12 protein-coding genes are annotated in these 14,820 nt (G+C 43.0%); 8 read left to right on the top strand and 4 right to left on the bottom strand.

Features of this window, described 5'->3' with window-relative positions:
• Both H6G03_RS13485 and H6G03_RS13480 read right to left on the bottom strand, forming a co-directional pair.
• Window positions 1-875 (bottom strand): RNA-guided endonuclease InsQ/TnpB family protein (locus H6G03_RS13485; protein WP_199315282.1); only part of this gene is annotated, 875 nt, incomplete at its 3' end.
• Between the two features lie 189 nt (window positions 876-1,064).
• Window positions 1,065-1,247 (bottom strand): hypothetical protein, encoded by a 183-nt coding sequence (locus H6G03_RS13480; RefSeq protein WP_190464891.1) that lies wholly within the window; start codon window positions 1,245-1,247, stop codon window positions 1,065-1,067.
• Between the two features lie 251 nt (window positions 1,248-1,498).
• Here H6G03_RS13480 and H6G03_RS13475 point away from each other — a divergent pair, with 251 nt between their 5' ends.
• The gene (locus H6G03_RS13475) at window positions 1,499-2,347 is read left to right on the top strand and encodes an AAA family ATPase (RefSeq protein WP_190464890.1); all 849 of its coding nucleotides are present in this window, start codon (window positions 1,499-1,501) and stop codon (window positions 2,345-2,347) included.
• A gap of 83 nt (window positions 2,348-2,430) precedes the next feature.
• Here H6G03_RS13475 and H6G03_RS13470 read toward each other — a convergent pair whose 3' ends face one another.
• Entirely contained in the window at window positions 2,431-3,753 is a 1,323-nt protein-coding gene (locus H6G03_RS13470; protein WP_190464889.1) for an AAA-like domain-containing protein, read from the bottom strand.
• A 955-nt stretch (window positions 3,754-4,708) separates the two neighbouring features.
• On the opposite strand from H6G03_RS13470, the gene H6G03_RS13465 reads away from it, so the two are divergent.
• Together H6G03_RS13465 and H6G03_RS13460 are read left to right on the top strand one after the other, a co-directional pair.
• Window positions 4,709-6,229 (top strand): sensor histidine kinase, encoded by a 1,521-nt coding sequence (locus H6G03_RS13465; protein ID WP_190464888.1) that lies wholly within the window; start codon window positions 4,709-4,711, stop codon window positions 6,227-6,229.
• Window positions 6,230-6,248: 19 nt separating this feature from the next.
• Window positions 6,249-10,553 carry an MHYT domain-containing protein gene (locus tag H6G03_RS13460; RefSeq protein WP_190464887.1) on the top strand — a complete coding sequence of 1,435 codons (4,305 nt, stop codon included), beginning with the start codon at window positions 6,249-6,251 and terminating at the stop codon, window positions 10,551-10,553.
• A 133-nt stretch (window positions 10,554-10,686) separates the two neighbouring features.
• Here H6G03_RS13460 and H6G03_RS13455 read toward each other — a convergent pair whose 3' ends face one another.
• Window positions 10,687-11,139 carry an Hsp20/alpha crystallin family protein gene (locus H6G03_RS13455; RefSeq protein ID WP_190464886.1) on the bottom strand — a complete coding sequence of 151 codons (453 nt, stop codon included), beginning with the start codon at window positions 11,137-11,139 and terminating at the stop codon, window positions 10,687-10,689.
• Window positions 11,140-11,496: 357 nt separating this feature from the next.
• Between H6G03_RS13455 and H6G03_RS13450 the strand changes: the two genes are divergently transcribed.
• From H6G03_RS13450 to H6G03_RS13430, 5 genes are read left to right on the top strand one after another with little or no spacing between them, the layout of a single operon-like run.
• Window positions 11,497-11,724, top strand: coding sequence for a hypothetical protein (locus tag H6G03_RS13450; protein WP_190464885.1), 228 nt, complete (start codon window positions 11,497-11,499; stop codon window positions 11,722-11,724).
• Window positions 11,717-12,583 (top strand): class I SAM-dependent DNA methyltransferase, encoded by an 867-nt coding sequence (locus tag H6G03_RS13445; RefSeq protein ID WP_190464884.1) that lies wholly within the window; start codon window positions 11,717-11,719, stop codon window positions 12,581-12,583. The genes H6G03_RS13450 and H6G03_RS13445 overlap by 8 nt, the downstream gene beginning before the upstream one ends.
• A 24-nt stretch (window positions 12,584-12,607) precedes the next feature.
• The gene (locus H6G03_RS13440) at window positions 12,608-13,531 is read left to right on the top strand and encodes an ABC transporter ATP-binding protein (protein WP_190464883.1); all 924 of its coding nucleotides are present in this window, start codon (window positions 12,608-12,610) and stop codon (window positions 13,529-13,531) included.
• On the top strand, window positions 13,521-14,303 hold the full coding sequence (locus H6G03_RS13435; RefSeq protein ID WP_190464882.1) for an ABC transporter permease: 783 nt from the start codon (window positions 13,521-13,523) through the stop codon (window positions 14,301-14,303). Before H6G03_RS13440 ends, H6G03_RS13435 begins: the two co-directional genes overlap by 11 nt.
• 37 nt (window positions 14,304-14,340) lie before the next feature.
• The gene (locus tag H6G03_RS13430) at window positions 14,341-14,802 is read left to right on the top strand and encodes a protein tyrosine phosphatase family protein (protein WP_190464881.1); all 462 of its coding nucleotides are present in this window, start codon (window positions 14,341-14,343) and stop codon (window positions 14,800-14,802) included.
• Window positions 14,803-14,820 lie beyond the last annotated feature (18 nt).

Here is a 14,820-nt window from a genome sequence, read left to right as displayed (position 1 = left end):
ATGCGGATGCAATATACCCGACGACTCAAGTCTGTTGTCATTTTCTGGATGACGTCGCGGCGAATATTGCTGACTCTGGCATGAATTTTGGCTTGTTTTAGGTAGCAATCTTTGGCGTTATGCGATGCTTTTATCCCTAACTTTTTCTGGCCGTGTCTCTTGTGACGATTGCGCCATTGCTGCTGACTGAGCTTGATTTTCGCCCTTTTTGTACTAGCTGGCATCTCGTAACAAGTTCCATCCGAAACTGTCGCCAGACGTTTTACGCCTAAATCGACGCCTACTTTGGCAATCGGATGATAAAGCGGCGGAATTTTTAAAGCAGACAACACAAAAGAGACAAACCACTTATCAGCCGTCCTCGACAGGGTAAATGTCTGAGAACTACAGGTAAAATCTATCTTCTCCTTTAGTCTAAAAGTTTTTAAGCCGGGTAATTTGATTTTTTTACCTGCCTCTATTACCACTCTATTCGTGAAAGGTAATGCTGGTTTACCTTTTTCTGGATAAACCCCGGAAGTTTTATAAACAGTAAACGAGTCTCCTTGTTTTTTAGTTTTCTTTTTTGGGAACTCTGCTAAGCCTTTACGCCATCGATTGAAGGCATTTTTCAAGTCTTGAAAAGCTGATTGATATATGGTGGAAGGGTATTTTTTCATCCACGCATATTCAGACCTTTTCATGACCACTTGCGTGAAGATTTTTTTAATCGCATCAATGCGCTTAGAGTCACTGGCTGGGATATTTTCAAATCTCCAACTGGCTGTGAGGAGTTGGAGTCCAAAGTTATAAACAAACCTCCGATAGCCAGCCCCGCCGCGCATCAGAGAAATTTCTCGATTATTTAGTTTTAATTCTCTTTTGAGTGCGTACACGACAAAAGCTGCTTAAATTCGTTTATTTTATTAAGTATAACCTATAACCCGATGGAGAAGTATATGTTAATTCTCGCGCCGACGAGCGGCGCTTTCTACAATGTGTTCCATCCAGGGTCGCCCAGTCAAAGAGCCAAGTCATCCGAAATTATGTCACGGAATGTCCGGAAATGTCCAGTTTTACTCCTACTAGAAGCTTACTCCCTTAACTATCGCATCTTGCCCATTAGTACCTTCGCGTACCTCCAATCCCAACTGAGTCAAAATTTTGACCTCGCTACTACTTGTTGCTGAACTAACTGCACAGTAAGTATGCTGTTGTTCGCGTACCAATAACTGCTGCCATACCAACAGTACTGCTAGAGTGGCCACAATCCCCAATAGTGAGATGCTTAGGATTATCTTATTTAGACGCTTTCTCACCGTCTGTAAAAACAGTTTATAAATGCTTTTTTGAATGCGGGGAGAAGTGCATTGAGTGGTGAACGTCCAAGCTCGTTACCTGTTTCTTTCTAAACTTCAATACATTTGTGGAACGCATAGTTACACAAATGGGTATATTTTTTTACCAAAACTAAGCAAAGTTCTGATAAATTTACATCATAGGAAGTAGAATTAACATAATGCTGTTCTTTAAAGATGAGCTTGCTTCCGTGGAACTAGCTCCTGGTATTGGCATCGGGTTTTCAGTTTCTCAAGGGTGGCTCCCACTGGTGGAGCGTCCGTTTTTGATTTTGGTAGGGCTGACTGGTGTTGGCAAAAGTACGGTCACTGCTGCCTTATCCGATGCAGGGCTAGAGTTTAACTTGCTCCCGAATCGGCGCACTTTAACCGATCGGTTTATTATTCCGACGATCGTCAAGATGGATGAAAAAGGGGGGAATCCCTCCTGTCGCTTATCGCGGCTCTACTATACCCGTCGCTACAAACAGCTATTTCCGGCAGGAATGGTACATATTTTAAGCCAATTGCAGATCGCTCCTTTGGAAATTCACTTCCCACTCATATTTGATGGATTGCGGGGCGAAAATGAGGTTACTTATGCAACAAAAATGCTTCCCCTAGCGCAATTTGTGTTTTTGGACGCTCCTGAATATGTGAGATTGCAACGCCTTTTAATTCGTAACGATTCTTTCGATCGCGTTGCCAAATCGAGTCAAGCAGGACAGCATCCTGAAGTCAGCCAAAGTCGCAGTTTTGCAGATTTGGGAGTGCCAGAAGCTTCAGCTTTCTTTTCAGATCGAGAAACAGCAGAAATTTTAGAGCGGGTACGTGAGGGAGTATACTCGGTATCTGCGGTGCGCGATCGCTTAAAGATTGTAGTTGAGGAACGACGAAGCTACGATCCATCTGCAACAAGAGCAGCATTAGAAAAATTAGCCTCCGATCGAACTCTGGTAATCGATACAACTCGTTATTCTCCCGAACTGATTGCGCGAAAAGTTGTGCAGTTCCTTCACCCTGAAGCTTAAGCTTGGGAACGCACGATCGTCGATCGTAAAATTTGGTTGTTTTGCCAAGCCATTTTGGCAGGTTTTCAGTGCCACATTCCCTTTTAACCCAGGTTTTGCGAACTAAAATACTGGCGGTATAATTCGCAACTGAAACTACACTCATTGCCATCGAGTTGTACTAGCCCCATGCTATCTAACTTATAGGCGAGTATCGGTTCTAACTGCACTTTGCCTTGGGCGACGACCACTTGTTTGAGTGCTGCCAATAGTTCTGGATGTTCTTGCAAAATTGCCCACAGACTCCGCAAGTGGTCTTTGTAAATTCCGCCTATTGTGGGAGCTTCTTGGAGCAGTCGGTCTAAGGTCAAATTTCCCTGAGCTATTTGATAGAGAGCGAGCCGCACTAAATAAGGATGTCCTCCCACCATTGCGAGGAGTCGATCGGCTTCTGGGCCATCTGTCCAATTCAGTCCGTGCAGTCGCGCCAAAGCGATTACTTGCGCTTTTGTAAAATCAGGTAATTCCAGTGGCAATCCTATATTAAAAGGTGATTGGGAAAGTTTTAAAGGAACATAAATTTCTGTGGAGTGTAGCACGATTAACCGCAGTTTTTTGAGGCTGTCAATCCGCTTGCCTTCTTCGTACCAGCTTCGCAGCAGGGGCAAAAATTCTTGGGCAATTTTAGGATACTCAAAGACCGTATTCACTTCATTTAACGCTAATACTAAAGGGCTGTCTGTTTCTTTGAGCAGATAGGCTTGGAAATAGATAGTACAGCTGACTTTGCTACCCATATCTTCATCCCAATAATCGTCTAATAAAGATTTTAGTTGTAGCTGTCGGCTGACGTTGGCACAAAACCAACGCAGAAATTTATCTAGGTTGTCAAAAACAGCTTCTTCTGCTTGCTGAAAGTCCAAAGTGACGCTGCGGTAGCCAATCGAAACGGCTCGCTCTAATATCCGCAGCATCAGGGAGCTTTTACCCTTTTTTCTAGGGGCTTTGATCCGAATAATGCTTCCCGGTTTGGTAATTTCTTGATAAGCAAGTTCTTCAATTGGTGGGCGCTGGATGTAAAATGGGGAAGCGATCGGCACTGGGCCATTGGGAAATTCCAAGGGTGTTGCCAGAGCTTGCTTGCAGCTGAATTCTGCGATTAACTGTTGCTCATCCGCTGACAGGGAGCGGGACTCTAGAGTTGAGCGGAAGTTGGCTTTGGTAATGGTTGTGTTAAAAATTCCTGACAGCAATTGCCACAAGGAGGAGGCTGTGTTTCTCAGGTAATGCTCTCCATAGTGAGAGGCAGATGCTATGTTAGAATATGTTTCTCCCTGCCAGACTTCGCGAAGTATTATTTCCTGTACGGGATTTAATTCCTTTTGGAATTTAGCGCTGATTAGTTGTATTACTTCGTCTATTGTCATAACGTAGCATCGCCATATAAAATAAACTTTTCTGACTCATCGCTTGAATTGTAAATGGCAATTATACGCAGGTAATTTATTAATTATTAATTGCCAATTAATCTGACTGTGTTATTTATTTACCAAATTTCTCTTTTTCTGTAAATAGTCAATTTTTAGACGGATCGATTCAAAAGTCTATCGACTTAAGGCGCGACGATCGCTGTGTCATCTAGCTGTCCTTTTTGTTAGCAAACATTCATATTTTGAGTCCGGGAAGCACAATAACAATAAATTATAAAGGGTAGGGTGAAGGTCAATCGCTTCACCTTGATAAAATTTTATTTTCATTATTTTTTTTGCTGTCAAAAAAAATGCCGCCGTACATTCAGCGAGATCGGACAATTTTTACAGAGCTATCCCTGCTGCCAAGATGGGCCCGATCGCATCCATCGGCGTGTCACCTTAAATGTCACATATGATGGGTTCGGACATTGTTAAAAATGTGACAATCTAGATTCAGTAAATCAATCTTTTTTAAGATAAACTCATTTAAATGTACTAAGCAAACAGAACTGTTGGGCTTGCTTTAGAAAAATCAGGGGGAAAAAGGGGAACATTTATTTACTTGAGAAGGTCTATATGCGATCGAAATTAAGAATTGTTACTTTTTTTACCAAAATTCTGCCAGCTTTATTTTTTCTGGAGCGCAGCAGCACTCCGGGAAAAATCAAAAAAATCTATCTTTAGAGTGACGAGCTCGCCAGGGTAAACTCCAAAATGCAAATAAGCTAGCATTACAGTCGGCAAATGTATATTTATAACGGAGCGATCGTCTGCTTCCTGTCAAGGTACAATTAAACTGTATCTTAAAATATAAAAAGTTTTCTCAAATTCAACTTTGAATAAACCTAGTTTTTTTAGGAACCCACCAATAATAAAGTAAATTTTTGCCAACCAGGGAGGATAATTTATCGTGACAGAAAATCTCCATCATTTTTTTTCAGGCTACTTTATTCCGCACGGACACTGCTACCTATGGAAGCCTGGATTGGTGGGATTGCATATAGTTTCAGATTTTCTGATTGCCTTAGCTTACTTTTTAATTCCAGTCGAACTAATTTACATAGTAAAAAAGCGGAAAGACGTGCCGTTTGATTGGATTTTCTTTTTGTTCGGTTCTTTCATTATCTGCTGCGGCATCACCCACATTATGGAAATTTGGACGCTGTGGCATCCCGATTATTGGTTATCGGGTTTTCTGAAAGCAATTACAGCAGCTGTTTCCATAACTACAGCAGCTGTAATGATAGAACTGATCCCGAAAATTATAGCTATACCCAATCCCGCCCAACTGACAGCAGCAAACGCAGCTTTGCAAAACGAAATTGCCGAACGCAAACAAATTCAAAATGCACTCAGCCAGCTAACAATTGAGTTAGAAAAGCGGGTGCGCGAAAGAACCGCAGCATTAGAGCGAGCCAATGAACTTTTGCAACAGGAAAATTGCGATCGCTCCTTAGCAGAAGCGGCTTTACGACAATCGGAAGCCAAACTTCGCAGCCAAGCGCAAGAGTTAGAAAAAACCCTAAAAGAACTTAAATGCGCCCAAATTCAACTTGTGCAAACCGAAAAAATGTCTTCTTTGGGGCAAATGGTAGCCGGAGTAGCTCACGAAATTAACAATCCCATCAACTTTATTTTTGCCAATATTGCTCCGGCAAGTGAATATATTCGAGACATTTTAGAAACAGTTAAACTTTATCAAAAGCATTATCCTCAGCCAGTGGGCGAGATTCAGCAAAAAATTAACACAAGCGAACTAGATTTTATAGTAGAAGACTTGGGGAAAATTTTAGCATCTATTAAAGTGGGAGCAGAGCGAATCAAAAAAATTGTCAATTCTTTGCGCTGCTTTTCCCGCCTAGACGAAGCGGAAATGAAACGAGTAAATATCCATGATGGGATTGACAGCACTTTAATGATTTTGCAACATCGTTTGAAAGAACAGCCCCACCGTCCGGCGATCCAAACGATGAAAGAGTATGGGGATTTGCCGCCGCTCGAATGTTATGCAGGGCAGCTAAATCAAGTGTTTATGAATCTTCTGAGTAATGCGATTGATGCGCTGGAAGAACGAGAAAATTACAACGTTAGCAGGGTGCAAGTTTACCAGCCTAAAATACGCATTCGCACCGTTGTAGTCGAACATAAAGAGGTAGAAATTTACATTGCCGATAACGGCATTGGGATGAGTCCAGAAGTGATGACCAAAATTTACGATCCGTTCTATACCACCAAACCCACAGGTTACGGAACCGGACTGGGGTTGGCAATTTCTTATCAAATTATCAAAAAACACGATGGTGTTTTAGAATGTAATTCTCAATTAGGAAAAGGCACAGAGTTTATAATTAAAATTCCTTTAAAATCAAAAGTACGTGCTTCAAAAAGCTGTTTTGAAAAAGTTTTAGTAACTGAAGGAGCAGCAGTTTAAATTTATCAAATATTTTTTTATGGACATAATTACTGGCAGTTACGACCCGATTTTAGTAACCCTCTCATTTACGATCGCAGCGATCGCCTCCTACACAGCACTAGATTTAGCGGGGCGAGTGACACCTGCATCATCGCCGCGATCGCGACTGGCTTGGATACTGGGTGGCGCTCTAGCAATGGGAACGGGGATATGGTCGATGCACTTCATCGGTATGTTAGCCTTCCAGCTACCGATCCCAGTCAACTACGACGTGCCGCTAACCTTCCTTTCTTGGTTAGATGGAATTGTGGCATCGGGATTGGCATTGCTGTTATTCAGCCGCCCCCAACTGAATCTATTGGTGCTGCTGGGGGGTAGCACGGCGATGGGACTGGCGATCGCCTCAATGCACTACCTGGGTATGGCAGGGCTGAGAGTGCCGGTGGCGATACACTACCGCCCCCACCTTGTCGCCCTGTCGGTAGCGATCGCGATCGGCGCATCCAGTGTTGCCTTGTGGTTGGCTTTTCAATTTCGCAATGCAAGTAAACCTAACCCCGCAACCTTCTTGCCTACGAGAGAAGGAGAAACATTCCCGTCTACCGTTCTAGGGAAGGTAGGCTGGGGGGAGAGGTCGATCCCGTTGCTGAAACTATCCAGCGCCTTCGTCATGGGTATTGGCATCAGCGGAATGCACTACACCGGAATGTGGGCGACTTGCTTTTTACAAATGCCGGATGGGCAAGAAATCCCAATCGCAAGATCTGATAATTCTTGGTTAGCAATTCAGATTGGAGTTGGCACCCTGATCGTGTTAGTTGCAACGTTAGTCACCTCACTGTTCGATCGCCGATATACAGATCAATTAGTTAGGCAAGTAGCATTGCAAGAAAGCGAAAAACGCTTTCGATCGCTGATCGAGACCATGCCAGTAGGAGTGCTGCTGCTGGATACGGATGGCCAAATTATTTTAATTAACGAAGTGGGCAGAGAATTGCTGGGTATTTCCCCATACGAAATCCCAGTAAAAAATGCTTTTGACCTCAATTGGCAGCTACTCGATGAAAAAGGTAATGTCGTTTCCCAACACAGCCATCCTTTAAAGCAAGCGATCGTGCAGCGTCAGCCCGTGCGTAACCTCGTTATCGGCGCATTTCGTCCTGCCAAACAAGATACGCTTTGGTTGCTGCTGAATGTCGATCCGCACTTGAGCGATGATGGCAACATCGAGCGCGTGGTTTGTACATTTAGCAATATTAGCGATCGCAAGTTAGCAGAAGAAGCCTTGCAACAGAGCAAGCATTTTATTGAGCGGATTACCCAGGCTTCTCCAAATGTTTTATATATTTACGATCTAATCGAGCGCCGCACTGTTTATAGCAATCGTCAAATTGCTACTTTGCTCGGTTATACCCCAGCACAAGTTCCAGAAATGGGAGGGGCGTTTTTCCAAAGTATTATTCACCCTAAAGATTTACCAAAAATGGCCGCGCATTTCCAACAATATGAAACGGCGACGGATGGCGATATTTTCCAGTTGGAATACCGGGTGAGAGATACCAAAGGAGAATGGCGGTATATTCTCACGAGAGAGAGCGTATTCGCCAGAAACGCTGATGGTAAGGTGAAACAGCTGATCGGCTCGGCGACTGACATTACCGATCGCAAGCAAGCGGAAATTGCCCTGGAGCAAAAACTAAAAAGGGAGCGGCTAGTAAGTGCGATCCAAGAGCGGATTCGTTCCTCTCTCAACTTGGAGGAAGTGCTGACAACAGCAGTCGAAGAAGTGCGGCAGTTTTTGTCAACCGAGCGGACAATTATTTATCAATTTTATCCAGATTGGGGTGGATCTGTGGCTGTCGAATCGGTGGCGCAAGGGTGGACGCCGATGAAGGGCATCGATATTGAAGACAATTGCTTCCGAGAAAACTACGCTATTTTTTATCAGCAAGGTCGCATTCGGGCGATCGAAAATATTTACGCAGGTGATTTAAGCGAATGCCACGTTAATTTACTCTCGCAATTTGAAGTAAAAGCTAACTTAGTAGTTCCCATTTCTTATAATGAAAAATTATGGGGATTGCTGGTTGTCCATAACTGTAGCAGCCCTCGTCAGTGGCTCGCTTCGGAAATAGAATCTCTCAAACAAATTTCTGTGCAACTGGCGATCGCGATTCAGCAATGTACCCTCTTTGAACAAGCCAAATCTGAAATTACAGAGCGCAAAAAAGCAGAAGTAGCTGTCAGAGAAAGTGCCGAACGGGAAAAAGCGATCGCCCAAGTAATTCAAAGAATGCGGCAAACCTTGGATATGGAAACCATATTTACCGCTACTACCCAAGAATTGCGGCAGGTAATCAAGTGCGATCGCGTCCTAGTTTATCGTTTCCAACCCGACTGGAGCGGCGAATTGGTGGCCGAGTCAGTTGGGCCGGGATGGATTTCCGTAATGCAGTCACAAGCTAGTAACCCCAGCTTCACAGCGATTTCCACAGAAAACGATCGCTGCGTTGTGAAATCATTTGAAAGCGGAAATAGTGTCATATTTCAAGATACATATCTGCAAGAAACTAAAGGTGGGTTTTACAGTAAAGGTACAAACTACCTAGCTGTTGAAGACATTTACAACGCTGGATTTAATGATTGTTATATAAACTTATTAAAGCAATTTCAAGCCAAAGCGTACATCATAGTTCCCATCTTTTCCGGCAAAAAACTTTGGGGATTGCTGGCAATTTATCAAAACTCTGGCCCTCGCGATTGGCAAGAAGCAGAAATTAAAATCGCCATTCAAATCGGCAATCAGTTGGGAGTTGCATTGCAGCAAGCCGAATTACTAGAGCAAACTAAAAAGCAATCGGAAGCGTTACAAAAAGCAGCATTGGCAGCAGATACAGCCAACCGCGCCAAAAGCGAATTTCTAGCTTCTATGAGCCACGAACTGCGTACCCCTCTCAATGCTATTCTCGGCTTTTCCCAAATGATCGCTGGCGATGCTTCCCTCAAAACCCAGCAACAAGAATATCTGGGAATTATCAATCGCGCTGGCGAACACCTGCTGTCCCTAATTAATGACATTCTCGAAATGTCCAAAATAGAGGCAGGTCGCACCAGTTTAAATGAAAGCAGCTTTGATTTAATTGGCTTGTTGGATAGCGTTGAAGATATGTTCCGATTAAAAGCTCAATCAAAGGGATTGCAGCTAATTTTTGAGAGAGTTACAGACCTACCTAAATTTATCAAAACAGATGAAGGAAAATTGCGCCAAGTTTTGATTAACATCCTGGGGAACGCCATCAAGTTTACAGAAAAAGGTAGGGTAACGCTGCGCGTGAGAGTTGATGGTTCGTCGCCATCAACAACGAACGACGAACGATCGAGAAGGAAGGACGATCGACTTTATTTTGAAATAGAAGACACCGGCTCCGGCATTTGTCTGACTGAAACAAACAAGTTATTTGAACCTTTCGGGCAAACAGAAACAGGTGTAAAATCAGGACAAGGAACCGGATTGGGTTTGCCGATTAGCCAAAAATTCGTGCAATTGATGGGCGGAGATATTAGAGTCAGTAGCAAATTGGGGTTAGGAAGTATATTTACATTCGATATCAAAATCAGCTTTGGCGATCCTACTGAGATTAAAACGGATCGCAGTAACTGCAAAGTAATTGGTTTAGCACCTAACCAAATAGAATATCGCATTTTAGTTGTAGACGATCGCCCGGAAAGCCGCCTTTTGTTAGCCAGATTATTTACCTCGATCGGCTTTCAAGTCCAAGAAGCCGAAAATGGGCTAGAGGCGATCTCCCTGTGGGAAAGTTGGGAACCGCACCTAATTTTGATGGATATGAGAATGCCGATCGTCAATGGCTATCAAGCTACCAAACACATTAAAAGCTCTTTGCGAGGTCAAGCAACTGCGATCGTTGCCTTGAGTGCCAGCGCCTTTGAAGAAGACCAAAAAATGGCCTTCGATTCCGGTTGTGACGATTTTCTGAGCAAGCCATTTCAACAAGAGGAATTACTAGGAAAAATTAGGAAACATTTAGGTGTCCAATATATCTGTGCGGAATCATCCGCAGACGCGAGCAAACTAGCTGCTGCTAAAAATGATTCGGTAACGACTTTTCAGTTAACATCTGATAGTTTCAAGGAAATTCCAACTGATTTGCTCGCGCAAATACAGAAAGCCGCAGTTCAATGCAGCGATGATATAATTTTGAATTTAGTCAAGCAAATTCCGCCAGAAAATGCTTCCATAGCGCAGGCTCTTACAGACTTAGCGATCAACTACGAATTCGAGATTATTCAAGAATTGACAAAACTAGGGGTTAGGGGTTAGGGACTAGGGATTAGGGGCTAGGGGCTAGAGCGTCGGGAAGAGTGGGGGAGTGGGGGAATTAAGATTTTGCCTCTTCCCTCTTCCCTTTTCCCTAGTCCCTTTTCCCGACGCCCTAGCCCCTAGTCCCCAGTCCCTAGCTAGCAGTTTCAGTCTCAGCTAAATTCACCTTCACGACGCGATTTTTAGCTGCTGCTGTCTTAGGCAGAGTTAGTATCAGAATACCGTTGCTAAAATTAGCTTCCACCTTATCGTTTTCTACCGTCACAGGCAAAGCAACTACGCGCTCAAACTTACCGTAACGGAACTCAGAACGGAAGAAACCATTATTTTCCGATTGATTTTCGTAGCGGTGTTCCCCACGAAGAACAACAGTATCGCGAGTAACGCTGACATCCAAATCTTTAGCTTCAATACCAGGCAGTTCAGCTTTTAAGGTCAAATTGTCGCCGTTGTCTTGCAACTCAACTGCTGGTTTCCAAATGCTGTTCTGGGATGGAGAAAATCCAGTCATTTCGTCAAATAGTTTATCCAATTGACTGTGGATAGTAGAGATTTCAATGTAAGGATTCCATCTAATAAGAGCCATAACTCTATTTCCTCGCTTTTGTTTGAGATTTGCTGTAGCTTTTGTTCAAGCACATCTTTATGATGCCTAACATAATCAGTGATGGCGATGGGGAAAACCGAAAAATAAATAGAAGTAAACCGTATTTTTTAGGAAATTTACGATTGGGCGATCGGTCAAGGTAATGGGAGTGAAGAAAACCCTACATACCAAGTAGTAACAGCCGCACAGAATGGTATGATTCGGGAGAAAGCCAATGTTAGTTTTGGTGGTGAGAGAAACTTATGTAATCGGAGAATGGGTTAGGCACGGGCGATCTAAAAGTCAAAAGTCAAAAGTCAAAAGTCAAAAGTACTCTTATCTCTTGCCTCTGATTAAATGAGAGTCGATCGCAAACAATCCTTAGTTTTATTTTTGGTAATTTTTATGACACAAAATCAATCAAATACATCCACTTCCAAAAGTTTACCAGTCTCCTATACAGACGTAGAAGCTGGTGCAGTTACGGCATCTGATGCCAAAATCGGGGTAATTATTACTGGTGGTAATGTTTCCCTCACTCATTTGCCCTTGCTATATAATAAAATGAGTAAATTTAATGAGTAACGCAGTGAGCAACGAATTAGAAAATCAGATCATCTCAAATATTGACGATTTAAAAAGTCAACCAGAGGCGCAAAGCATTATCGAGCTTTCCGATACTGAGTCTATCCATTATGATGGCAGACATTACGATCTAATCTACGATAATTTTTACCCATTCTCTAACTTAGCCAAGATAGACATTCCTTTTTGGACTGACATGGTTAGTCAGTATGGCGAACCTGTCTTAGAACTATGTTGCGGTACGGGGAGAATCGCTTTTCCGTTAGCGGAAAAAGGTTTGCAAGTGACGGGTATTGATATTTCTGACTCTATGCTGGGGGAAGCTAGAAAGAAATCTGACCGAGTAGAATGGATAAAAGCTGATGTCTGCGATTTCGATTTGGGCAAGCAGTTTTCGTTAATTATATTTTCCTTAAACTCAATCTACCATCTTTTAAGGATAGAAGATTTGGAATCCTGTTTTAATTGCGTGAAGAAACATTTAAAGCCGGACGGGAAATTTATTATAGATATGCTTAACTATTATACGAAACCGACTATAGAGGCGATGTGGTCTCCATTGCCAACCCTATATTCTGTATATCCCGATCCAGATGGAAGAGGAACAATGGTGGTAACTGTTGTTAACGAGTTGGATGTGAGCGCACAAATCGCCAAGAGTAAGTTATTTTTCCGCTTAATAGAGCAGAAAAAGGAATTTGTGGAAGAAACAAAACTGCGGCTTTATCACCCGAACGAGATGGGGAACTTGCTTAAGTATAATGGATTTATAATTGAAACTCAGTTGGGAGGTTACGATAAGGCAGCTTTCACATCAGGAGCGCCAAATTATATAGCAATCTGTAAATTAGGGCAGTGAGGATAATTAACATCCAGGTAATTTATGGAATCGATCGCATTAGTAGCAAACGACCTGTGGAAATTTTACGGCACTCGCCCAGTCGTGCAAAACGTTAATTTTACGCTTAAATCTGGAGAAATTCTCGGAGTTTTAGGGCCGAATGGAGCTGGAAAAACCACAACGGTGGGGATGCTTTACGGAGGGGTGATTCCCAGTCGAGGATTTGTGCAGTTGGGAGACTTGCAAGTACACCTTCAGGGTCGCCAAGCTCGCTATTTCATGGGAATTGTAACTCAAGAAGATAATTTAGATCCGGAATTCACAGTTAAAGAGAATTTGATTCACTTTGCTCATCATTATCGCCTCACGGGTAAAGCGGCGCGGCATCAGGTGGGAGAATTACTCGATCGAATGGGATTGCAAGATTATGCAAATTATAAAATTGATGAACTTTCTGGAGGATGGAAGCGGCGAGTAGTTTTAGCGCGTGCGATAATTAATAAACCTCATGTAGTGTTTTTAGACGAACCGACTACGGGGTTAGACCCAGATGCAAGGCAAGAATTTTGGAAACTGGTGAGTCAATTGAAACAAAATGGCTGTGCAGTTTTATTGACTACTCATTATATGGACGAAGCGCAACGATTGTGCGATCGTCTCCTGCTGCTTCAGGAAGGTCAAGTAATTGATTCTGGCACTCCCACCGAACTGATTTCGCGCATAGTAGGTCAAGAAATTGTCGAAATTGAAGGCGTTGCCGAATCAATCCTGCAACAACTTGCAAAACAAACAGGAACTTGGTGTCGTCCTTTCAGTAGCGGATATTTGTTGACCTTACCGCCTGAAAATCCCAATTTGTTGTGGGAGGAACTCGTCGCCAAACAGCCAACCTCCCTCACGCGGCGACGAGCTAATTTAGAAGATGTCTTTTTACGCCTAACTGGTAGGTCTTTAAATGAAGTTTAAATCGAGCATCACACTTTGGGGAATCTATTCAGTTTGGCATCGCCACGCTAAAGTTTATCAAAAGACTTGGCTGGTTAACTGTCTTCCTCCTATGTTAGAACCGATCGTTTACTTGCTAGCTTTTGGTTATGGCTTAACGCCGCTACTGGGAGAGATTACTTATGCGGGTAAAACTGTCGATTACATGACGTTTATTGCACCGGGAATGATTGCGATCGGAGTGATTTTCCAATCATATTCTGAAGGAGCTTTCGGCAGCTTTGTTCGTTTGAATTTCCAAAAAACTTGGCAAGCGTTGCTAACAGCACCGCTGACTTTTGCAGAAGTGTTCTGCGGCGACTGGCTTTGGGCGGCGACTCGCGGCGCAATTACCGGAGTTGTGACGGGTATTGTAGAAGTTTTGTTGGGGTTTTTCTCTGGCTGGAATTTGTTATTATCTTTACCGTTAATTTGCTTGGGCAGTCTGCTCTTTGCGGCGATGGGACTGCTCACAGCTGGTGTTATGCGAACGATCGATCACATAAACGTGCCAATTTACTTATTAATTGTACCAATGTACACTATCTGCGGCACCTTTTTTCCCCGCGAAACTCTACCACCTTTATTGAGTAAAGTCGCTAGTTTTCTTCCTCTTTCTCCGTTGGTAGATTTGTTGCGTTGGGAGTTAGCAATCCCGCAGTATTGGTTAATACAATTGCTATGGATGGTGCTGTTAACTGGAGTTTTTACGTGGATGGCTTGGCGGCAGATTTATCCTCAGCTATTCCGCTAGAGAACCGTTAATAGGGGCTATGTCAAAGGAGAACAGAATGTCTGAGAACCAAATTGAAAGCATTTACAACTTTTTCAAAGTATCGGCAAAAGTGGCAACGGCGGGACAGCCGACCGAAGCGCAGTTAGGTGTTATTAAAGATGCTGGATATCAACTTATAGTGAATTTAGCCTTACCCGAATCACCCAAAGCCTTGCCAAACGAGCAAGCACTCGTTGAAAATTTGGGAATGGAATACGTACACATCCCAGTAGTTTGGGAAAATCCTACTCTTGAGGATATCAGTCAATTTTTTAGCGTCATGGAAGCGAATGCGAACAAATCGGTGTTTGTTCACTGCGCTGCCAATATGAGAGTTTCATCTTTTATCTATTTATACAGATTGCTTCATCAAGGGGTAGATGAAGAAACTGCCAAAAATGATTTACATAGAATTTGGGTTCCCAATCAGAAATGGCAGGCATTTATTGAACAGGTAATCGATCGATATCAGCGGTGAAAGCTTGGGCGATCGCAC

This window comes from Aerosakkonema funiforme FACHB-1375 (genome assembly GCF_014696265.1).
GTDB lineage: Bacteria > Cyanobacteriota > Cyanobacteriia > Cyanobacteriales > Aerosakkonemataceae > Aerosakkonema > Aerosakkonema funiforme_A.
The sequence above is the reverse complement of the archived record's forward strand: the minus strand, read 5'-3'. Positions and strand labels throughout refer to the sequence as shown.

Coding starts and splice junctions, on each gene's coding strand:
- H6G03_RS13475 (WP_190464890.1), top strand. CDS start 1,499: ATGCTGTTCTTTAAAGATGAGCTTGCTTCCGTGGAACTAGCTCCTGGT.
- H6G03_RS13470 (WP_190464889.1), bottom strand. CDS start 3,753: ATGACAATAGACGAAGTAATACAACTAATCAGCGCTAAATTCCAAAAG.
- H6G03_RS13460 (WP_190464887.1), top strand. CDS start 6,249: ATGGACATAATTACTGGCAGTTACGACCCGATTTTAGTAACCCTCTCA.
- H6G03_RS13455 (WP_190464886.1), bottom strand. CDS start 11,139: ATGGCTCTTATTAGATGGAATCCTTACATTGAAATCTCTACTATCCAC.
- H6G03_RS13450 (WP_190464885.1), top strand. CDS start 11,497: ATGAGAGTCGATCGCAAACAATCCTTAGTTTTATTTTTGGTAATTTTT.
- H6G03_RS13445 (WP_190464884.1), top strand. CDS start 11,717: ATGAGTAACGCAGTGAGCAACGAATTAGAAAATCAGATCATCTCAAAT.
- H6G03_RS13440 (WP_190464883.1), top strand. CDS start 12,608: ATGGAATCGATCGCATTAGTAGCAAACGACCTGTGGAAATTTTACGGC.
- H6G03_RS13435 (WP_190464882.1), top strand. CDS start 13,521: ATGAAGTTTAAATCGAGCATCACACTTTGGGGAATCTATTCAGTTTGG.
- H6G03_RS13430 (WP_190464881.1), top strand. CDS start 14,341: ATGTCTGAGAACCAAATTGAAAGCATTTACAACTTTTTCAAAGTATCG.